The 18,677-nt window shown below is 61.4% G+C and carries 20 protein-coding genes; 12 read left to right on the forward strand and 8 right to left on the reverse strand.

Translation table 11 applies throughout. From position 1 onward, the window contains the following. Positions 1-18 precede the first annotated feature (18 nt). The 6 genes from NWP14_RS12300 (at position 19) to NWP14_RS12325 (ending at position 5,348) form a co-directional block, all read left to right on the forward strand. A complete protein-coding gene (locus NWP14_RS12300) occupies positions 19-1,593 on the forward strand; it encodes an ABC transporter permease (protein ID WP_375215388.1) in 1,575 nt (524 codons plus the stop codon). A gap of 1 nt (position 1,594) precedes the next feature. Beyond that, positions 1,595-2,623: an ABC transporter ATP-binding protein gene (locus NWP14_RS12305; RefSeq protein ID WP_375215389.1), complete on the forward strand. Its 1,029-nt coding sequence runs from the start codon at positions 1,595-1,597 to the stop codon at positions 2,621-2,623. 362 nt (positions 2,624-2,985) lie between these two features. Continuing rightward, positions 2,986-4,044 (forward strand): DarT ssDNA thymidine ADP-ribosyltransferase family protein, encoded by a 1,059-nt coding sequence (locus tag NWP14_RS12310; RefSeq protein ID WP_375215390.1) that lies wholly within the window; start codon positions 2,986-2,988, stop codon positions 4,042-4,044. Positions 4,045-4,048: 4 nt separating this feature from the next. Then, entirely contained in the window at positions 4,049-4,774 is a 726-nt protein-coding gene (locus NWP14_RS12315; protein WP_095096081.1) for a DUF6977 family protein, read from the forward strand. Positions 4,775-4,791: 17 nt separating this feature from the next. Continuing rightward, a complete protein-coding gene (locus tag NWP14_RS12320; protein WP_346431756.1) occupies positions 4,792-5,031 on the forward strand; it encodes a hypothetical protein in 240 nt (79 codons plus the stop codon). Then, positions 5,028-5,348 carry a hypothetical protein gene (locus NWP14_RS12325; RefSeq protein WP_095096087.1) on the forward strand — a complete coding sequence of 107 codons (321 nt, stop codon included), beginning with the start codon at positions 5,028-5,030 and terminating at the stop codon, positions 5,346-5,348. The genes NWP14_RS12320 and NWP14_RS12325 overlap by 4 nt, the downstream gene beginning before the upstream one ends. A 379-nt stretch (positions 5,349-5,727) precedes the next feature. Here the strand turns inward: NWP14_RS12325 and NWP14_RS12330 are convergent, their stop codons facing one another. Further along, positions 5,728-6,699 (reverse strand): PDR/VanB family oxidoreductase, encoded by a 972-nt coding sequence (locus NWP14_RS12330; RefSeq protein WP_375215391.1) that lies wholly within the window; start codon positions 6,697-6,699, stop codon positions 5,728-5,730. A 12-nt stretch (positions 6,700-6,711) separates the two neighbouring features. Next, on the reverse strand, positions 6,712-7,749 hold the full coding sequence (hpxD, locus tag NWP14_RS12335) for a molybdenum cofactor-independent xanthine hydroxylase subunit HpxD (RefSeq protein WP_095098044.1): 1,038 nt from the start codon (positions 7,747-7,749) through the stop codon (positions 6,712-6,714). 127 nt (positions 7,750-7,876) lie between these two features. Here hpxD and hpxR point away from each other — a divergent pair, with 127 nt between their 5' ends. After that, complete coding sequence (gene hpxR / locus NWP14_RS12340) at positions 7,877-8,821, forward strand: LysR family hpxDE operon transcriptional regulator HpxR (RefSeq protein ID WP_095096093.1); 945 nt, start codon at positions 7,877-7,879, stop codon at positions 8,819-8,821. On the opposite strand, the gene hpxO is transcribed toward hpxR, so the two are convergent. Then, positions 8,818-9,972 (reverse strand): FAD-dependent urate hydroxylase HpxO, encoded by a 1,155-nt coding sequence (gene hpxO / locus NWP14_RS12345; RefSeq protein ID WP_375215418.1) that lies wholly within the window; start codon positions 9,970-9,972, stop codon positions 8,818-8,820. The genes hpxR and hpxO overlap by 4 nt on opposite strands. A gap of 315 nt (positions 9,973-10,287) precedes the next feature. Between hpxO and uraD the strand changes: the two genes are divergently transcribed. Together uraD and uraH are read left to right on the forward strand one after the other, a co-directional pair. Further along, positions 10,288-10,806 (forward strand): 2-oxo-4-hydroxy-4-carboxy-5-ureidoimidazoline decarboxylase, encoded by a 519-nt coding sequence (gene uraD / locus NWP14_RS12350; protein ID WP_375215392.1) that lies wholly within the window; start codon positions 10,288-10,290, stop codon positions 10,804-10,806. Next, the gene (gene uraH, locus NWP14_RS12355) at positions 10,803-11,129 is read left to right on the forward strand and encodes a hydroxyisourate hydrolase (RefSeq protein WP_095096101.1); all 327 of its coding nucleotides are present in this window, start codon (positions 10,803-10,805) and stop codon (positions 11,127-11,129) included. The genes uraD and uraH overlap by 4 nt, the downstream gene beginning before the upstream one ends. A gap of 27 nt (positions 11,130-11,156) precedes the next feature. Here the strand turns inward: uraH and guaD are convergent, their stop codons facing one another. Both guaD and NWP14_RS12365 read right to left on the reverse strand, forming a co-directional pair. Then, positions 11,157-12,482 (reverse strand): guanine deaminase, encoded by a 1,326-nt coding sequence (gene guaD, locus NWP14_RS12360; RefSeq protein WP_375215393.1) that lies wholly within the window; start codon positions 12,480-12,482, stop codon positions 11,157-11,159. A gap of 108 nt (positions 12,483-12,590) precedes the next feature. Next, positions 12,591-14,087, reverse strand: coding sequence for an NCS1 family nucleobase:cation symporter-1 (locus NWP14_RS12365; RefSeq protein WP_095096108.1), 1,497 nt, complete (start codon positions 14,085-14,087; stop codon positions 12,591-12,593). A 143-nt stretch (positions 14,088-14,230) separates the two neighbouring features. On the opposite strand from NWP14_RS12365, the gene NWP14_RS12370 reads away from it, so the two are divergent. Genes NWP14_RS12370 through puuE form a run of 3 tightly spaced genes read left to right on the forward strand, consistent with a single transcriptional unit; the run spans position 14,231 to position 16,653 of the window. Continuing rightward, the gene (locus tag NWP14_RS12370) at positions 14,231-14,947 is read left to right on the forward strand and encodes a GntR family transcriptional regulator (protein ID WP_346431750.1); all 717 of its coding nucleotides are present in this window, start codon (positions 14,231-14,233) and stop codon (positions 14,945-14,947) included. Then, on the forward strand, positions 14,947-15,687 hold the full coding sequence (gene hpxA, locus NWP14_RS12375) for an allantoin racemase (RefSeq protein WP_375215394.1): 741 nt from the start codon (positions 14,947-14,949) through the stop codon (positions 15,685-15,687). Before NWP14_RS12370 ends, hpxA begins: the two co-directional genes overlap by 1 nt. A gap of 21 nt (positions 15,688-15,708) precedes the next feature. After that, complete coding sequence (gene puuE, locus NWP14_RS12380; protein WP_095096115.1) at positions 15,709-16,653, forward strand: allantoinase PuuE; 945 nt, start codon at positions 15,709-15,711, stop codon at positions 16,651-16,653. A gap of 51 nt (positions 16,654-16,704) precedes the next feature. Here the strand turns inward: puuE and hpxZ are convergent, their stop codons facing one another. From hpxZ to hpxX, 3 genes are read right to left on the reverse strand one after another with little or no spacing between them, the layout of a single operon-like run. Continuing rightward, complete coding sequence (gene hpxZ, locus NWP14_RS12385) at positions 16,705-17,091, reverse strand: oxalurate catabolism protein HpxZ (protein WP_041144880.1); 387 nt, start codon at positions 17,089-17,091, stop codon at positions 16,705-16,707. Beyond that, positions 17,088-18,485, reverse strand: a complete 1,398-nt coding sequence (locus NWP14_RS12390; RefSeq protein ID WP_095096118.1) for an AtzE family amidohydrolase — start codon at positions 18,483-18,485, stop codon at positions 17,088-17,090. Before NWP14_RS12390 ends, hpxZ begins: the two co-directional genes overlap by 4 nt. Further along, positions 18,482-18,670, reverse strand: coding sequence for an oxalurate catabolism protein HpxX (gene hpxX / locus NWP14_RS12395; RefSeq protein ID WP_375215395.1), 189 nt, complete (start codon positions 18,668-18,670; stop codon positions 18,482-18,484). Before hpxX ends, NWP14_RS12390 begins: the two co-directional genes overlap by 4 nt. Between the last annotated feature and the right edge of the window lie 7 nt (positions 18,671-18,677).

Raw genomic sequence — 18,677 nt, forward strand, 5'->3', positions numbered from 1 at the left:
GGCTGAAGTGAAAAATTTATGTCTGGTCTGAGTCTTATACTCGGAAAAAAAGTTGGACGCCTGCCTGAGCGCAGGCGTCCTGCGTTTCCGATGATGGCATTAGCCGTCCTGTTTTCATTACTTGCGCTGCTGCCGCTCGGTTTTGTCATTGCTGTTGGCATTGAAACCGGCTGGGAGACCATTAAAACGCTGGTATTTCGCCCGCGGGTTGGCGAATTGCTCAACAACACGCTGTGGCTGACCGCGCTGACGATCCCGCTGTGCATTACGCTCGGGGTGATGGTGGCATGGCTGACGGAGCGCACGACGCTGGCGGGTCGCGGGATATGGTCGGCGCTGGCCGTTGCGCCGCTGGCCATTCCGGCATTTGTGCAAAGCTATGCCTGGGTCAGCGCCGTTCCGTCGATGCACGGCCTCTCCTCCGGCGTCTTTCTCTCGGTCTTGGCCTACTACCCGTTTATCTATATGCCGGTTGCGGCGGTCCTCAAACGTCTTGACCCGACGCTTGAGGACGTGGCCGCATCGCTCGGGACGCCGCCCTGGAGGGTCTTTTTCAGCGTGGTATTCCCCCAGCTGAAGCTGGCGATTTGCGGCGGGGCGCTGCTGGTAGCCCTTCATCTGCTGGCGGAGTACGGTCTGTTCGTGATGATCCGCTTCGATACCTTTACTACCGCGATTTACGACCAGTTTCAGTCCACTTTCAGCGGCCCGGCCGCGAACATGCTGGCCGGCGTCCTCGCGCTGTGCTGCCTGGCGATTTTACTGCTGGAGGGCGCAGCGCGCGGTAAGGCCCGCTACGCGAGGATTGGTGCGGGGGCCGCGCGCGAACAGAAGCGGCGGACGCTGAAAACGCCGGCCACCCTTGCCGCGCAGCTGCTGCTTTTTACGCTGGTGCTTCTCGCGCTCGGCGTGCCGCTGATTGTCCTCTGCCGCTGGCTATGGCTGGGGGGAGTGGCAAACTGGTACCACGCCGATCTCTGGCTCTCGCTGCGCCAGACGCTGATGACCGGCGCCGCCGGCGCCCTGTTGACCACCGCCTGCGCTATCCCCATCGCGTGGCTGGGCGTTCGCTATCCGCACCGCGTGTTCCGCCTGCTGGAAGGGTGCAACTATATAACCAGCTCGCTGCCGGGTATCGTCACGGCGCTGGCGCTGGTGACGGTCACTATCCACTACGCGCGGCCGGTCTATCAAACGGAAGTCACTCTGTTTCTTGCCTATCTGCTGATGTTTATGCCCAGAGCGCTGATCAATCTGCGCGCCGGGATTGCCCAGGCGCCGGTGGAGCTGGAAAACGTCGCGCGCAGCCTGGGGCGAACTCCTGCCCGGGCGCTCTGGAGCGTCACCATGCGCCTCGCGGCACCCGGCGCCGCCGCCGGCGCGGCGCTGGTCTTCCTCGGCGTGAGCAACGAGCTGACCGCCACGCTGCTGCTTTCGCCGCTGGGTACCCGCACGCTGGCAACCGGCTTCTGGGCGCTCACCAGCGAGATTGACTACGTGGCCGCCGCGCCCTACGCGATGCTAATGATTCTGATCTCGCTGCCGCTAACCGGCATTCTTTATGTACAGTCGAAAAAAATGGCAGGTTTGTAATATGCTGGAACTCACCTCGCTCTCTAAATCTTTTGCCGATGCCCTGGTGCTGGATAATCTCAATCTGACGGTGGCTCCCGGCAGCCGTACGGCGATCGTCGGGCCTTCAGGGTCCGGAAAAACCACCTTGCTGCGCATTCTTGCCGGCTTTGAAACGCCGGATACCGGCCGTATCGTTATGCAGGGAAAAACGCTGTACGGCGAAGGGGTTTTTATTCCCGCTCACCAGCGTGGTATCGGCTTTGTGCCGCAGGAGGGGGCGCTTTTCCCCCATCTTAACGTGGCGGACAATATTGCCTGGGGTCTGGACGATACCCGCCGGGAGAAGCGCCGTAAGGTAGAGGCGCTGATGGAGATGGTCTCTCTGGACCCTCAGCTGGCGACCCACTGGCCGCACGAAATCTCCGGCGGCCAGCAGCAGCGCGTGGCCTTAGCCAGGGCTCTGGCGCAGCGTCCCGCGCTGATGCTGCTGGATGAGCCTTTCTCGGCCCTCGATACCGGACTTCGCGCCGCCACCCGCAGAGCTACCGCAGATTTGCTGGCGCAGAGCGGCGTGGCGTCCATCCTTGTGACCCACGATCGGAACGAAGCGCTCTCTTTCGCCAGCCAGGTGGCGGTGATGCGCGAGGGGCGTTTCACTCAGGTCGGCAGCCCTTTTGCGGTTTACTCCCGGCCGGTTGATGAGGCGACCGGGCTGTTTCTTGGCGACGCGCTGGTGCTTCCCGCCCGGCTCAGCGCCGGCCGCGCGGAGTGCGTCATTGGCGAGGTGCTCACCGATGATGACCATGCTGCGGGGAGCGGCCGGATTATGCTGCGCCCGGAGCAGCTGAGTGCTACCGTCTGCCAGGCGCATGAAAGCGCCATGACGATCGTTGACGTCGATTTTTGCGGACATCTCTCTACTCTGAGCCTGGCAGCCCCGGGGATGGCGGAACCGCTGATCCTGAAAACCGTTAGCCAGGCAGGCTGGACGATGGGCGCCGCGGTGCGTTTAGCGGTCGCCGGGAAGGCGCGGGTATTTATGCATTAAAATAATGATACCTCTTTTGTCGATGATTGTTCTGTCCGGGCGGCTAAATGGCGTGACAGAGTGCTGCATATCTGCTGCCGAATAATGATAACGCGATATTTTCACGGTAAATGCGCCATATTACGCTGCGGTTTCGGGCTATAAAATAGCCGAAGTCCGCAGCCTCACGGCGTATTGATTGCCCTTGAGTTCACGGAATGAATGGATTACTGTAGGGCGGCGCTTATTTATTGCGCGTTCCGTGCGTTCGCCGATAAGCGCAAAATACTAATAAGATAATACTTGCCCGATCCCATTATCAGGGAGGCGGCGCTGTTCGTTTTTACACACAACAAAATCATAATGCGGCTGCTGGAGTTCATATGTGGACTGTGATTGGCATTCTAATTGTGCTGGCTATTATTGGTAACTTAATAAAAAAAAAGGAAACGCCACCTACTAAATCAGGTAGTCAACCGGTTGCGCCGCAGGCGGTGGTCGCAAAGCCAGAGGCGCGCCAGCGAGGGGCCGAGCCGTTCCGCGAGGCGGCGGAACAGCGCAATTCACTATTTAATAACCGCGAAGTAGTTAATAAAGAGAAGCCGGCGCTAAGTCGCGAGCCTGATAATGTACCGGTGTCGATTACGATGACCGAGGCGCTGGCTATTATTATGCATGTCGTCGGGTTTAAAGATTATATGCTAACGCGCTACGCGATTACCGGGTTGACCAATCTGGCGCCGGCCTATACATCAGATTTACATTACGCATTTATGCAGCAAATTCCGGGCAAGCCGTTCTATGCCATTCAGCAATTTAACTGGGCGCGGGCGATAGATTTTTCGCAGGTAAAACGCCGGAATATCTCTTCACTGTATCACTTTACTCACCTGGATAATTTGAAAGGGATATTTTCATTAGGCATTATGACGCGCCAGCAAATTGAAAATGCGGGCTACTCTTTTCACTATAATGACGAGCTACGATTGGATGGGGTACGAGATTCAATATCTCTGTCGGTAGGCCATATTAATAATAAAATGCTCTACAAATATTCTCAGGGGTTAAGCCATCGTGAGTGGGTGATTTTGAAGATCAAAAAAGAGCTAATCAGCGGGCCCACTCAGCCCTCATTTGACTTTTCACAGCTGCTCAACCGGGCCGTATTCTGCAGAAGCAACGCGGCATCGAATGCGGTGAAGGCCGTCAGCGTTGACGAGCGTAAAAAGCATACGGCGTTTCAAACCATGTTTGTCGGGGATAATGACGAGGAGTCCGGGGATCGCCCGTATGATATTCAGGCGGAAATTCTCTATCTTGGCAATATTCCCCCCGGGTTTATCAGTGAAGTTATTTTCTACAGCGCCGATAATATTCCTTTATGGCTACGCGATAGTCCGGTGATAATCACGGTCGAGCCTTCTCGTTTTTCTTTCAGGTGAATTTATGGCCGTACGCCCCGTGTTTATCCCGAGAAGCCAGGGGGATACCCTGGTTGATATCGCTAATGTGGAGTTCAGCTGGTCAGCCGGGCTGGCGGTGACGCAAAAGCAGAAATCTATCGCCTCCCTGCACGATAACTATCGGCAACATGCCCCGGGCGCGAAAATTCTTGAGGTATCCAGTAAGTCCACGCAAGCCGTGGGCAGGGAGCTGAGCGCCTTTAATATGGGCGTGCAGAGCAGCGGGGGGCAGTTTATTAGCGTGGAATCGCTATTTCAGTCTTCGAAAGTATTTATTGATAACGGGATTGTGCGCGGCCCTTTTCGCGAACTGATGCGCATGTCGCCGAAAGACGCCAAGCGCGCGGAGCAGCTGAAAACGTCCGGGCGACTGGCGCACTTTTCCTTCCAGCCGAACGAACAGCGCGCAGCCATCATCTGGGCATTAGAACCGAAAACCGCCTTCTATGACTGGCTGTACCTCAATGCGCTCAACCATTCGCCGGTTAAAGAGAGCGTGCTGGATTACCAGGCGTTTACAGATATTGAATTCAACCCGGAAAAATCGGTGAATTGTCAGGCCTACTCCGTGGCGCTGTGGTGCGCCCTGAGCCAGCGTAAGCTGCTGGAGAACGGGATCCCGCCGCGCGACGAATTTATTGCACTGATCGAGAGATTCACGATTTACAACACCAGCGATGGCGATCTGCGCAATATGCGTCTGTTTTAAATTATCAGGAGGCTCTTATGGTCAGGCGACTCCCTGGCACGGTTTTCACCACCGACTCTGCATCAACGGATGCCTTTACCGATATCCCTGCCGAGCGTCGACGGGAGATTCAGGCAGAAGTGCAGCAAGCGTACTTCGACCGCGTTAACGCGGTTAAAAAACAGGTGGATGCGCTGAGCGTCGCGCAGCGGGAAATGTTTCATCGCCAGCTGGCAGAGACGCTGAGGCTGATCTCGGCCGGGGGAACTGAACAATGAGCGAGAATAAAATACTGGCCGCCGTCGCCGAATCGCTGCAAAAAAGCAGCGCCGCGATTAATCAAGCTAATAGCAAAATGGGCGCGCTGGCGCGGGAGTTTCTCTATCGCTCAAAGCTTGAAAGCGAGCTGGCAGGGGAGCTTATTGCTATGGAGGCGGCGCTGAAATCGGTGCAGGAGAGTATCCGCAGGCAGGAGCAGCGCGAGGCGCTGGTGGCGGATTTAGACCCGCAGAGCCGCGAGACGTTTAACGCACTCTTTGCGCAAAACCATGCCCGCTTAAGCGACCTGCTGAAAAACGAAAAATCAGGCCGGTGACGGCAAAAAAAAGCCAGCCAAAAGCTGGCTGGCAAATACTCGGATAGAACTCAATTTTATTGTGGATGTCCAGAATGATTCCTGAGCACCGGTCTGGAGGCTGCGACAGGCAATACCCAGACAGCTGGTCAGGATCGTCACGCTACTTGTCCACCAGGAGAGACCTTCTCTTACTCTCTGCCAGCAGGAGGCGTCTGGCGAGGCCTTATTTGTCATACAAATATGGCGGTATTTGCTTCAGAAAGGAAATGAATAATTTTTATCAGAATTATTCGATCAGGGAATGTTTAACTAACTTTTTGATATGTATATATTTTATCGGCGGGCAGGGCGCCAGCCTGCTTTATGGCAGCCTGGCGCCAGCGGAGAGCGGCATCCGCTAGAGATCGATCAGCAGGTTTGGCGAGTGGCTGCGGGAGCAGCAGAGCGCGATACGCTGCGCGGCGGCGGCTTTCTCGGTCGGGGACTGTACCGTATCCCGGTGATCGACAACGCCCTCGATAACCGGCGTGAGGCAGGCGCCGCACATCCCCATCTCGCAGGACAGCGGGACCGCAACTCCCTGCTGCTGGAGCACCTGGGCGATAGTCTGGTGCGCCGGCACCGGCCACTGCGCGCCTGATGACGCCAGGGTGACGATAAACGTATCGGCCTCACTGTTTACGTCGGCGATCGCCGGCGTCGCCTGAAACGCTTCGCTGTGGATCTGCGCCTCCGACCAGCCCCTTTCCGCCGCGGCCTGGCGTGCGCAGGCCATAAAACCGTGGGGCCCGCACAGATACAGATGCTGCCCGGCCCGCGCCTCGGCGAGCGTCGTGGCGAGGCGCTGACGCGGGCTTTGCCCCTCTTCTGAGCAGTAAAGAGTACAGGTTCCCTGACGGAAGCGCCGTGCCAGCTGGCGGATGAACGCCGCGTTTTCGCGGCGCTTCACGTAATAATGCAGCTCAAACGGCACGCCGTCCGCTTCGAGCTGCAGCAGCATCGCGTACAGCGGCGTAATGCCAATACCGGCGGCCAGCAGCAGAACGCGTTCCGCCGGTTGGAGCGTAAACAGATTACGCGGGGGAGAGATGCGCAGCGCCTGGCCTGGGCGCAGCGCCTCGTGGATATAGCGCGATCCGCCCCGCGATGCGCGATCCCGCGCGACGCAGATCAGGTAGCCCTCCGCGCCGCTCGTCGGGCCGGTCAGCGAGTACTGGCGCATCATCCCATCCGGCAGATGGAGATCGATATGCGCCCCCGGCCGCCACTCGGGAAGCGGCTCCCCGCGGCTGGCCACCAGCCTGACGGCGAGGCTGGTATCGCCCTCGCGCCACATTCCGTCAACGACAACCTGCAGCAGTTCACTCATTTACGCCTCCGCCTATACGAGGAAAAAGTCGCCAAAGCCCATCTTCTGCAGCCCGCGACGGTAGGCAATCGAGCTGCGGTCGGCGGGAATATGCGCCTCAAGGGTTAAGTCCAGCGGCAGCCTCTCTGGCCGCTGGGTTTCGACCATCAGCCGGTCCTCCTCGAAGACGCGCAGATTGAACGCGTGAACGTCCGCGACCGGAACGTGCAGATCGAAGTTGCGCGCAATCGGGGCGAACATGCGGGTGACGCGTGACGATACCGGCGAAGCGGCGTTCATAATCACCAGCCTGGCTTCGCCGGGGAAGTGGATGGTCAGCGTCGCGGTAAAGGGCAGGTGCATCTCGAAATGGCGCAGCCACTGAAACCCCTCCGGCGCGCGGAATCCGGCGCTGGCCGGATAGTTGCCGACCGAGCTCCAGTAATCGGCAATAAAACCAAAAGACGTTTCCTGCGGGCTGTAGGCCGGCACCTCCTGATTATCCGGATCGGCGAAGGTATCGGTATGGATCCAGGCAAAATGGGCGACATCGAGAAACCCCTCCACCTGACGGCCGGCAAAGCCGTTGACTTCAAACGCCGGGCAGTTGATCTGCTGAAACCCCTCATCGTGCCAGTGCGGCATGGTGGGCAGCGGCATCGGGTTCTCCGGGTCGAAGGCCATGCACACCCAGATCAGGCCAAAGCGCTCCTCCACCGCATAGTGGGTCAGGTGGAGCCTCGCCGGAACCGGCTGGTCGGGGCTGGAGGGGATTCGGTTGCAGCGCCCCTGTTCGCCGAAGCGCAGGCCGTGATAGGGGCAAATAATCCCTTCGTCGTCGTGAGAGCCGAGGGTCAGCGGTACGCCGCGATGGGGGCAGACGTCGCGGGCGACCACCACCGAGCCTTTAATCCGGTAGATAACCAGCGGTTCGTCCAGCAGGGTCGCCTTCAGCGGGGCGCCGCCGACATCCTCGGCGCGGGCGACCGGGTGCCAGCATTTCGCCAGCCTGAGCCAGTCGTCCGGCTCGAAGGTGCAGCGGGCCGGTGGGGTGGGATTGGTTCTGTTCATCATGTTCCTTCCTGCTCACGGAAAAGCATTTGTTTAATTGTTGTGAGTTTATTGTTGTCATATTAGGGTGTTGACATCCATCGCCATTAATTCAATAACCCGTTGCAAAAAAGAGAACAGGTGGGATATGAGTCCGTTTTCGCGTTTCGCTATCTATTTCGCCGCGGTGGCCCGCAGCGGCAGCCTGCGCCGGGCGGCTGAAAAGCTGCATATCTCGGCCTCGGCGATTAACCGCCAGATCCTGCAGGCCGAGGAGGAGTTCGGTACGCCGCTGTTTGAACGGCTGCCGGAAGGGCTGCGAATGACCACCGCCGGAGAGCTGCTCTATGACAACCTGCTGCGCTGGCAAAAAGAGTTTCAGCTTACCCGCCAGCAGTTTGACGAGCTGCAGGGGTTAAAGCGCGGCAGCGTCAGCATCGGCATGGTGCAGGCGCTGGCGGAGGGCAGTTTTGCCGCGGCGCTGGCCGATATCATTACCGGGTGGCAGTGGCTGGAGCTCAATCTGCGGGTGGCGGATAGCCACGCGGTGAGCGAGAAAGTCCGTCAGGCCGACGTCGATTTTGGGCTGATTCTCGACCCGGAAGGCCAGGCGGGACTTAGCGTGCTGGCGTTCGTCGAGCTGGAGATGGGGGTGGTGATGCGCCCGGACTGCCCGCTCGCCCAGGGCGCTGCGCTGTCGTTAGGCGATCTCAGCCAGCTGCGGCACATCGTTCCCGGCGCGCCGCTTATCGTGCACGACCGGGTGGCGATGCTCTACCGGCACTATGACTTTTCCCCGGCAAACAGCATCAGCTGCAATGATATTCGCCTGATTAAATCGCTGGTCCTTAAAGGCAGCGGCGTGACGGTACTGAGCCTGCTCGACGTGCTGGATGAGGTAAAAAGCGGACAGCTGGCGTTTATTCCGTTGCGCAATAAGCTGCTGCGGCCGCTGACCCTGGCGCTGTGCACCGCGCCATCGCGCCAGCTCTCTCGTCCGGCGCAGATGGCGATTCAGAAACTGACGGCGGTGATGGAGGAGATGCAGGCCGTCGGCGAAAGGCGAGGCAGCGGCCCTGAAAGCGGCGGCTAGCCGAGCGGGCCGCCCTGTATCGTCTCGCACAGGCCGTTGATAATCCGCTCGCCGCTCTCCTCCTGCAGCTCCCGGTACCAGGCCTCGGTCAGCGCCATCTCCTTGCCGTGGGTGATATCGCAGCGCTTTCGCGCTTTCAGTATCAGGTCGCGAACCCGCTCGCAGCGCCGGGCTTCGTAGCGGCGCAGCGCGGCGGCGATATCCCCGCCTTCGCGCAACGCCTCGCCCAGAACCACCGCGTCCTCCAGCGCCGCGCAGCCGCCCTGGCCGATATCCGGGGTGGTGCTGTGTCCGGCATCCCCGAGCAGGGCTACCTTGCCGCGCACCAGCCGGTCGAAGGGCTCAATATCGTGAATTTCGATACGGTTGGTGGTGGCCGGATCGAGGCGGGCGATCAGCTTCTGCACCGGCGCCGCCCAGCCGCTGAAATAGCGGCTAAGATCCGCTCGCAGGGTGCTGCGATCTTCCGCCAGTCCGGCCGGCAGGGGGACGTCAAAGAAAAAATAGAAGCGCCCCCTGGCGACCGGCATCAGCGAGACGCGCTTGCCTTCACCGACAAAGGTGGTCCACTGGTCGGCGGGGGCGATGGACTCGTCAATCTCCACCAGACCGTTCCAGTTGACGTAGCCCGCGTAGCGCCGTTCGGGCGTAAAGCCAAGCACGTACGGGCGCAGGGCCGAGTGGCTGCCGTCGGCGGCAATCAGCATATCGCCGTGGGCCGTGGTTCCGTCGCTGAACCACACCGTCACGCCGTCCTCCTCCTCCTGCACGCGGGTGGCCCGTTTACCGAACCGTACCGCGTCGCGGCCCCAGAAATTGAGCATCTCGCCCTGCAGTTCGCTGCGCGAAACCGGGCAAGGGCGGCCGCCGGTGCGCTCGACCAGCGGCGCAAGGCTAAAGCGGGTCAGGGTTTTTCCCTCCAGGTAATCCTGATAGGCCATATAGCGCATCGGGCCGCCGTAGGTCTCCGTGATGTCGCCCATGCCCAGCCGGTTCATGCACTTCACCCCGTTGGGCCAGATTGAGATGGCGGCGCCAACCGGCTTAATCTCCTGCACCGCCTCAAACACCTCGCAGCTAATCCCGGCCTCTTTCAGCGCGACGGCCGCGCTCAGGCCGCCGATACCGGCGCCCATCACTAATGCTTTCATCATCTTCTCCTGTGGCATGCGTCCTGAAGAACCGAGCAATTTGCGTACCAGCTTGCCGCCGGGCGCCGAATGGGCAGCCGACGGACGCGCCGGCGGGAGATATGCGCTAAAGTGGTGCATTAACGGGCCGTAATTGCCTTTTTTTGCATCAAAAATTGTAAATAGGGCAGCGGCGAATCAACCGTTTCACCTGGCCGCGGCGGCGAGGCCCGTCGCACGGGAATGTGGCCTGCTTTGTGCAAGCCGCTTTGTGCAATATTGCGCTAACGCTATTAACAACGAGCCGCATGGCCGTTTGGCATAAGGGGCGACAACATGTCCGAAGAGGCCGCGACAATCGCGATTGGGGAGTTTAACCTGCTGGATGAAGAGGCGGCCTGCGGCCTGCTGCGGCCCTGCGTGGCGATCCCCGCCTGGGCCGCGGCGCTGGTGCGGGGCCGCCCCTATCCTGACCTTGCCGCGCTGCTGGCCGCCGCCGGGGAGGCCGCGCAGCGCTGGGGAGAGGCCGAGCTGGATCGGGCGCTGAGCGCCCATCCGCGCATCGGCGAAAAGCCGCCCGCAGGTGGGGCGCACGCCGCGCTGTCGCGGCGGGAGCAGGCGTCCATCAATGATGAAGATACGCTCCTCGCTCAGGCGTTGAGGGAGGGCAACGCCCGCTACGAAGCCCGCTTCGGACGGGTGTTCCTGATCCGCGCCAAAGGCCGCAGCGGGGAAGAGATACTGCAGGCGCTGACGCAGCGGCTGAACCACGGCGAAGCGGAAGAGGCGCAGGTGGCGCTGGCGCAGCTTCGCGAAATTACCTTATTAAGACTGACGGGAGTCATAGGCGAATGAATACGTTGAGCACCCATATTCTCGATATCTCCAGCGGCAGGCCCGCCGAGGGCGTGGCGGTGAGCCTGCTGCTGGGCGGGCAATCCATCGCCAGCGGCCTGACCGATGAACAGGGCCGCATTGCGCTGCTGGCGCCGGGCATGCTGGTTGCCGGGCGCTATCGGCTGGTGGCGGAGATTGGCGACTGGTTTTCGCGCGACGGGCGGGAAACGCTCTACCTCAAGGCGCAGATCGATTTTGCTATCGGCGAAGAGGACGATGAGCACTTTCACCTGCCGTTTTTGATCGCCCCCGGCGGCTGGTCAACCTATCGGGGGAGCTAACTTTTCCTTGCGGCCTGGCCTGCGGCGTCAGCCCTGCTGGCGCCAGACGGGCTCGCCGTTGACCCAGGTCTCGCTGATATTACGCTCGTCGCCGAGGGTCATCAGCACAAACAGCTGCTCGTAGATATCTTTGCAGCGTCCGATGCGCAGCCGCTGCAAAGGGGTGGCTGCCGGGTCGATGACCACGAAGTCGGCCTCTTTCCCCGGCTGGAAATTGCCAATTTTATCGTCGAGGCGCAGGGCGTGCGCGCCGCCGAGAGTGGCGTGGTAAAAGGCCTCGCAGGCGGGCAGACGATAGCTTTGTAGCTGCGCAACTTTGTAGGCTTCCCCTAGCGTGCGCAGCATGCTGAAGGTGGTTCCCGCCCCCACGTCGGTGCCGATGCCGATCCGCACCCGCTGCTGCCAGCTGGCGGGCAGGCGAAACAGGCCGCTGCCGAGGAACAGGTTGGAGGTCGGGCAAAAGGCCAGCGCGGAACCGGTATCGTGCAGGCAGCGCCACTCCGCGTCGGCCAGATGAATGCCGTGCGCAAACACGCTGCGCTCGCCGGTCAGCCGGTAGTGGTGATAGACGTCGAGATAGTGCTCATGCTCCGGCCACAGGCTTTTCACCCACGCCACCTCGCTGAGATTTTCGCTCAGATGGGTATGCAGCCAGGTGTCCGGAAACTCCTCCCTCAGCTGCTGAATGGCCGATAGCAGATCCGGCGTGGAGGTGGGGGCAAAGCGCGGGGTAATGGCATAGCCCAGACGCCCGCGGTGGTGCCAGCGTTGAATCAGCTCGCGGGTTTGCCGGTAGCTCTGCTGCGCCGTCTCCGTCAGATAATCCGGCGCGTGGCGGTCCATCATCACCTTCCCGGCGAGGAGCCGCATATTCAGACGCAGCGCTTCGGTAAACAGCGCATCGACGGACTCGGGATGCAGCGTGCAGAAGACCAGCGCGGTGGTGGTGCCGTGGCTGAGCAGCTGGTTGACAAAAAACTGGGCGATCTCCGCGGCGTAGGCCTCATCTGCGAACTGGCTTTCGACCGGAAAAGTGTAGGTGGTTAACCACTCCAGCAGCTGTTCGCCGTAGGCGCCAATCATCTCCGTTTGCGGATAATGGACGTGGGCGTCGATAAAACCCGGCAGCAGCAGCCGGCCGCGCAGGTCGGTATAACCCTTGTGCGGATGGAGAAACTGCTCTCCCTCCTGCCACGGCAGCAGCATGCGGATCGCGCCGTTCTCAATAAACAGCAGGCCATCGGCAAGATAGCGCGCGTGGCGGGCGATATCGTCAGCGCTGTCGGCGACCTGGGCGATATCGAAAAACGCCCCGCGAATTGCAGCATCGTACGACCTGATGGTTTCCGCCATGTTGACTCCCTGTTGAAGCGCTCATTGAGTAAAATTTAAAGCAATATTGATGCCAGTCGTCGCGGTTGAGGAGTATGCCGCGCCGGAGGCGCGGCCAGAGAGGGGAGATTACTCTTTCTGCGCAACGGCGCGGGCGTCATAGCGCGTGGCGACGACGGCGGCGCGATCGTCGCGGGCAATCCAGCGGTAGGCGGCGCCGCTCAGGAACACGCCGATAAACCAGCTGAAGTTGGCGACCTCATGCAGGGCGGGGATAAAGCTGATAACCAGACCGATAGCCACGGAGGGCACCAGCGCGGCAATGGCCTTCGGGTTAAAGCCGTTGCGATACCAGTATTGTCCTTTCGGCGTGTCGTCAAACAGATCGTCCACCGAGATTTTCCCGCGCTTAATTAAGTAGAAATCAACCAGCAGAATGCCGAACAGCGGGCCGATAAACGCCCCCAGCACGTCGAGGGTGTAGTGGATAAGCTCCGGGGAGTTGAACAGGTTCCACGGGGTGAGCAGGATCGACCCCACCGCGGCGATCATGCCCCCGGTACGGAAGCTGATTTTTTGCGGCGAGCAGTTGGAAAAGTCGAAGGCCGGGGAGACAAAGTTGGCGACGATGTTGATCCCGATGGTCGCGGTGATCATCGTCAGCAGGCCGATCGCCACCGCCAGGTCGTTACCTACGCGGCTCACGGTTTCAATCGGGTCGGTTATCATACGGCCGAACAGCGACTGCGTCCCGGAGACAATCACCACGGTGACGATAGAGAACAGCAGGAAGTTAAACGGCAGTCCCCAGCGGTTGCCGCGGCGGATTTCGCCCATGCTTTTGCCATAGCGCGAGAAGTCGCCAAAGTTAAGCAGCGGGCCGGAGAAGTAGGAGACCACCAGCGCGGTCGCGGTGATCATCTGCCAGGTTTGCTCCCCGGCGCTCAGCGACTTGCTGGCGAGGGTAAAGGAGATCCCGTCAAAGCCGGTCTTGTATACAATCCAGCCCGCCAGCGCCAGCATCACCACGTAGACCGCCGGACCGGCGATATCAATAAAGCGCTTGATGGCGCTCATGCCGTGCCAGAACACCATCGCCTGCAGCAGCCACATGGTGGCGAAGCACAGCCAGCCGAGATGAGACAGCCCGAGGAAGCTGCTCGCGGTAAGCGTCGCCAGCGACGGCCAGAACTTTAGCATCACCAGCATCAGCGCGTTGGCGGCCAGATAGGTCTGGATCCCGTACCAGGCAAAGGCGATAAGCCCGCGGATCACCGCCGGAATATTGGCGCCGAAGACGCCGAACGCCTGGCGACAGATCACCGCATAGGGCACGCCCGCCATCTGGCTGGGCCGGGCGACCAGGTTGGCGCACAGCTGGACGATACAGATGCCGACCAGCAGGCACAGCAACACCTGCCAGCTGGCTAGGCCCAGGGTAAAGAAACTCGCCGCCACGACGTAGCCCCCCATGCTATGCACGTCCGACATCCAGAAGGAAAAGATGTTGTACCAGCTCCAGTTCTGATCGCGCGTCGGCGCCAGATCCTCATTGCACAGCCGTGGACTGTAGCCGGCGCTGGAGTCAGCGGCCTTAACCTGATGCGTATTTTGTGAATGTGGCATGAAACCTGCTCCTCTTAATGAAACCCCTTGAAATGGATTGATGAGGCTGTTGCAGGAATTAGGCCAAAATAGTTAATATTGTATGCAGGATTTAATTTTTATGTATACGATCCGATATCGAAACGTGAATATGGAGCCGGTTAATGAGTCACGAAAATCGTCTGTACGCCGCGCCAGGCCTGCAGGACAAGGATGAACCCATCTATCAGGCGCTGATGACCGCCATTGTTGAGCATCAGCTGCCGCCGGGCAGTAAACTGCCGGAGGAGGCGCTGGCGGAGGTCTTTGGCGTCAGCCGCACGGGGATCCGCAAGGTGCTGCAGCGACTCGCCGCTGTGCAAATGGTCGCCCTGGCGCCCAAACGTGGTGCACAGGTTGCCAGCCCCACGGAGGAAGAGGCGCGGGATATCTTCCGTACGCGAGAGCTGCTGGAGGTGGCTAATTTGCCCGACGTGCTGGCCCGCTGCCGGCCGCCGCATCTGGCGGCGCTGGAGGCGATTATTCGCCAGGAGCAGCAGGCGCATGAAGCCTGTGATGGCCCGGCGGCGATCCGCTACTCCGCCGAATTTCATATTCAGCTGCAGGCGATCTCCGCCAACGAGGTGCTTACCGATATGGTCACCCGCCTGAGCCAGCGCTCTTCATTAGCTATTGCGGCATGGGGCTCGCCGTGGCGACAGGGCTGCCGCTGCGACGATCACGGGCAGCTTATCAGGCTGCTGCGCGACGGGGAGCTGCAGCCGCTGAGCGAGGCGCTGACCCACCACTTTGCCCATATTGTTGCCAGCCTGCGCTTTGACCGGGCGGGCGTTTCCCTGCCCGATTTCGCCCGGCTGTTTGCCGGCTACAAGGAGCCGTAATGCCCTCTGTTTGTATACAAGTGATTAATCCCAACACCAGCCTCGCCATGACCGAGACCATCGGCGCCGCCGCGCGGGCGGCGGCCGCGCCGGGAACCGAGATTCTGGCGGTCTGCCCGACGGAGGGCGTGCCCTCCATCGAAGGTCACTTCGATGAAGCCATCGCCGCGGTCGGCGTGCTCGAACAAATTAAGGCCGGGCGCCAGCAGGGCGTCTCCGGGCACGTGATCGCCTGTTTTGGCGATCCGGGGCTGCTGGCGGCGCGCGAGCTGGCGCAGGGGCCGGTTATCGGCATCGCCGAAGCGGCGATGCATATGGCGACGCTGGTAGCCACCCGCTTTTCCATCGTCACCACGCTGCCGCGCACGCTGATTATCGCCCGCCACCTGCTGCACCAGTATGGCTTCTATCATCACTGCGCCGGGCTGCACGCCATCGACCTGCCGGTGCTGGCGCTGGAAGATGGCAGCGGGCTGGCGCAGGAGAAGGTACGTCAGCGCTGCATTCAGGCGCTGAAGGAGGACGGCTGCGGGGCGATTGTGCTGGGCTGCGGCGGGATGGCGACGCTGGCGCAGGAGCTCACTCGCGAGCTGCGCGTTCCGGTCATTGACGGCGTGAGCGCGGCGGTAAAAATGGTCGAGTCGCTGGTGGCGCTCGGCCTGTCGACCAGCAAGCAGGGGGATTTAGCTTTCCCGGAAGCGAAAAATTTAGGCGGCAGGTTTCAGTCATTCAACGGATAGTGATTAGTGAAGAGGTGGGAGATGGGTCAGCAGTCAGCGCTTTTTAATCAGGACTACCCTCGCGACCTGCGGGGCTACGCCGGCCAGACGCCGCGCGCGCCGTGGCCGCAGAACGCGCGTATCGCCGTACAGTTTGTTTTAAATTATGAAGAGGGGGCGGAAAACCACGTGCTGCACGGCGACGCGGGCTCCGAGCAGTTTCTCTCCGACATTATCGGCGCCGCCAGCTACCCTGACCGGCATATGTCGATGGACTCGCTGTATGAGTACGGCAGCCGCGCCGGGTTCTGGCGCATTCACCGCGAGTTCAGCCAGCGCGGGCTGCCGCTGACCGTGTTCGGCGTGGCGATGGCGCTGGCGCGGCATCCGGATATCGTGGCGGCGATCAGGGCCGCCGACTACGACGTGGTCAGCCACGGCTGGCGCTGGATCCACTATCAGCAGATGGATATCGAGACCGAACGCGCGCATCTGCAGCAGGCGGTGCAGGTCTTAAGCGATCTGTTCGGCAGGCCGCCCACCGGCTGGTACACCGGGCGCGACAGCCCCAACACTCGCCGGCTGGTCGTCGAACACGGCGGCTTTGATTACGACAGCGACTACTATGGCGACGATCTGCCGTTTTGGGTTGAGGTGCCGTGCGGCGACGGTTCGCGTAAGCCGCACCTGATTGTGCCCTATGCCCTCGACACCAACGACATGCGTTTTGCCACCGCTCAGGGGTTCAACACCGCGGAACAGTTTTATACCTACCTCAAAGATAGCTTCGACGTGCTGTATGAAGAGGGGCGCGAGGCGCCGAAGATGATGTCTGTCGGCATGCACTGCCGTTTGTTAGGCCGGCCGGGACGCTTTCGGGCCCTGCAGCGCTTCCTTGATTACGTCCAGCAGCATGAGCAGGTGTGGGTCTGCACCCGCCAGCAGATAGCCGACCGCTGGCGGGAGGCGCATCCGTTTCGTCGCTAGCCGATGGCCGGACCGGAGCCTGCTCCGGTCCGGTTGTACCGGCCGCTTTCGTTAGCTCATCAGGCTTACCTGAGCGGCGACAATGCGCCAGCCGAAGGGAAAGCGCACCCAGGTTTGCTGCTGGCGGCCCACGCGATCGCTGCCTTCACGCGTAAACTCGGTGCTGCAAACCGCGTAATCCTCGCCGAAGCTGACGATCACCGTGTGGCGCAGCTCGCGCTGGAGTCCGGCCGCCGGGCGGGCGGCGCGAAAGGCGCGGATTTCGTCCGCGCCGTAGAGATTCTCCCCGGCGCCGAGGCGCACCGTGCGTTTATCCTCCCAGAACAGTTCGTCGAGCACCGCGACGTTGTTGCTGACCAGCGCCTCTTCATAGCGATAAAAGGCGGCCGTCACCTCGGCCAGAACGCGAGGCCGGTTGATATTATCCTGATCGATCATGCTATTACCTCCGCAGGGCTGGCATCGGTAAGCCCCATCTCTTCCAGTACGCGCGCCGCCCGCAGGCAGGCCTGTTCATTAAACGGAGCGGCGATCAGCTGCAGGCCAATCGGCCGCCCGGAGGCGCTGCGCAGCGGCACCGTAGCGACCGGCAGCCCTACGAAGGAGATGGGCTGGGTGAGCATTCCCATGCTGGCGCGGACCGGCAGCGGCTGGCCGTTGATTTCCATCGTCTGCTCGCCGATGAGCGTGGCGCTGCGCGGCGTTGCCGGCGCGATCAGAATATCGGCGTGGGCAAACAGCGCCTGAAACGCCTGCCGGGCGTGGCGGCGAAAACGCTGCGCCTGAATATACCAGCTCGCCGGGATCATCGCCCCGGCCAGCAGGCGCTCCCGGGAGTGGGGTTCGAAGCGTTCCGGCTCGCGGCGCAGCGCGGGCAGGTAGTGATTGCCCCCTTCGGAGGCGCTGATGATAAACGCCGCCGAGCGGGAGAGCTCGGCCTCGGGGAACAGCAGCTCTTCACGGGCGTCGAGGGCCTGGGCCACCCGGGCGACGGCGGCCCGCGCGTCGTCATCGCACCAGCGGCTAAAATAGCCGCCGAGCACCGCGCAGCGCAGGCCTTCCAGACCGCGTGGCAGCAGGTTGCTGGTTCGCTCGCTGGCCTTATCGGCCTGGAAACCGTCGCCGGGATCGCGCCCCTGCAGCGCATCGTAGACCGCGGCGAGGTCGCCGACGCTGCGGGCTAAGGGGCCGATGTGGTCGAGGCTGGCGACGAACGGATGGCTGCCGGATCGCGACAGGCGGCCAAAGGTCGGCTTGAGGCCAAAAATGCCGCATAAGGAGGCCGGTACGCGGATGGAGCCGTTGGTATCGCTGCCTAAGGCGAAGTGCACCAGCCCGGCCGCCACCGCCGCCGCCGAACCGCCGGATGAACCGCCGGCGATGCGCGCCAGGTCGTGCGGGTTACGCGTCGCGCCGTAGTGGCTATTTTCGGTGGTAAAGCCGTAGGCGTAGGCATCCATATTCAGCATCCCTGACAGCAGCCCGCCGGCGGCGTGCAGCTGGCGCACCGCCCAGCCGTCGGCCGCGGCGGGAGCGCGTTCGCTAAACAGCCTGGCGCCGGCGAGGGTGGTCTGTCCGGAGACATCGAACAGATTCTTCACCGCGTAGGGGACTCCGGCCAGCGGCGGCAGCGGCTGCTTGCCCCGGCGCAGGGTATCAATACTCTCCGCTTCGGCGAGCATTCGCGCTTCCGTCACCGTCGTCCAGGCGTTGATGTGCGGGTTGACCCGCGCAATGGCATCCAGGGTCTGGCGCGCGATCTCCCGGGCGCTGAGCTCCCCGGCCTGCAGCGCGCGCTGGATCTCGCTAATCGTCATTTGGTTAAGCGTCATGCTTTATACACTCCGGCGATTTCCAGGCGTTCATCGAGGGGGAAGGCCATCAGCGGTTCGGCCATGGCGGCGATGCGGCTGAACTGCAGCTGAAGCTCGGCGCGGCGGGCTTCATCAAGCTCCATCCCGAGGATCTGCTCCATTTGTGCCAGGTACGTGCTCCAGTCGAGCGTCATTTTTTGCATGCTAAAC

This window comes from Klebsiella sp. C349492 (assembly GCF_042055345.1).
GTDB lineage: Bacteria > Pseudomonadota > Gammaproteobacteria > Enterobacterales > Enterobacteriaceae > Klebsiella > Klebsiella scottii.

What these genes read in the sequence shown, in the direction of transcription:
- NWP14_RS12310 (WP_375215390.1), top strand. Translation starts at nt 2,986, where the DNA reads ATGTGGACTGTGATTGGCATTCTAATTGTGCTGGCTATTATTGGTAAC.
- guaD (WP_375215393.1), bottom strand. Translation starts at nt 12,482, where the DNA reads ATGGCGGAAACCATCAGGTCGTACGATGCTGCAATTCGCGGGGCGTTT.
- NWP14_RS12370 (WP_346431750.1), top strand. Translation starts at nt 14,231, where the DNA reads ATGAGTCACGAAAATCGTCTGTACGCCGCGCCAGGCCTGCAGGACAAG.
- hpxR (WP_095096093.1), top strand. Translation starts at nt 7,877, where the DNA reads ATGAGTCCGTTTTCGCGTTTCGCTATCTATTTCGCCGCGGTGGCCCGC.
- NWP14_RS12305 (WP_375215389.1), top strand. Translation starts at nt 1,595, where the DNA reads ATGCTGGAACTCACCTCGCTCTCTAAATCTTTTGCCGATGCCCTGGTG.
- uraH (WP_095096101.1), top strand. Translation starts at nt 10,803, where the DNA reads ATGAATACGTTGAGCACCCATATTCTCGATATCTCCAGCGGCAGGCCC.
- NWP14_RS12390 (WP_095096118.1), bottom strand. Translation starts at nt 18,485, where the DNA reads ATGACGCTTAACCAAATGACGATTAGCGAGATCCAGCGCGCGCTGCAG.
- hpxA (WP_375215394.1), top strand. Translation starts at nt 14,947, where the DNA reads ATGCCCTCTGTTTGTATACAAGTGATTAATCCCAACACCAGCCTCGCC.
- hpxX (WP_375215395.1), bottom strand. Translation starts at nt 18,670, where the DNA reads ATGCAAAAAATGACGCTCGACTGGAGCACGTACCTGGCACAAATGGAG.
- NWP14_RS12365 (WP_095096108.1), bottom strand. Translation starts at nt 14,087, where the DNA reads ATGCCACATTCACAAAATACGCATCAGGTTAAGGCCGCTGACTCCAGC.
- hpxZ (WP_041144880.1), bottom strand. Translation starts at nt 17,091, where the DNA reads ATGATCGATCAGGATAATATCAACCGGCCTCGCGTTCTGGCCGAGGTG.
- NWP14_RS12330 (WP_375215391.1), bottom strand. Translation starts at nt 6,699, where the DNA reads ATGAGTGAACTGCTGCAGGTTGTCGTTGACGGAATGTGGCGCGAGGGC.
- puuE (WP_095096115.1), top strand. Translation starts at nt 15,709, where the DNA reads ATGGGTCAGCAGTCAGCGCTTTTTAATCAGGACTACCCTCGCGACCTG.
- NWP14_RS12315 (WP_095096081.1), top strand. Translation starts at nt 4,049, where the DNA reads ATGGCCGTACGCCCCGTGTTTATCCCGAGAAGCCAGGGGGATACCCTG.
- NWP14_RS12300 (WP_375215388.1), top strand. Translation starts at nt 19, where the DNA reads ATGTCTGGTCTGAGTCTTATACTCGGAAAAAAAGTTGGACGCCTGCCT.
- NWP14_RS12320 (WP_346431756.1), top strand. Translation starts at nt 4,792, where the DNA reads ATGGTCAGGCGACTCCCTGGCACGGTTTTCACCACCGACTCTGCATCA.
- hpxO (WP_375215418.1), bottom strand. Translation starts at nt 9,972, where the DNA reads ATGAAAGCATTAGTGATGGGCGCCGGTATCGGCGGCCTGAGCGCGGCC.
- NWP14_RS12325 (WP_095096087.1), top strand. Translation starts at nt 5,028, where the DNA reads ATGAGCGAGAATAAAATACTGGCCGCCGTCGCCGAATCGCTGCAAAAA.
- hpxD (WP_095098044.1), bottom strand. Translation starts at nt 7,749, where the DNA reads ATGAACAGAACCAATCCCACCCCACCGGCCCGCTGCACCTTCGAGCCG.
- uraD (WP_375215392.1), top strand. Translation starts at nt 10,288, where the DNA reads ATGTCCGAAGAGGCCGCGACAATCGCGATTGGGGAGTTTAACCTGCTG.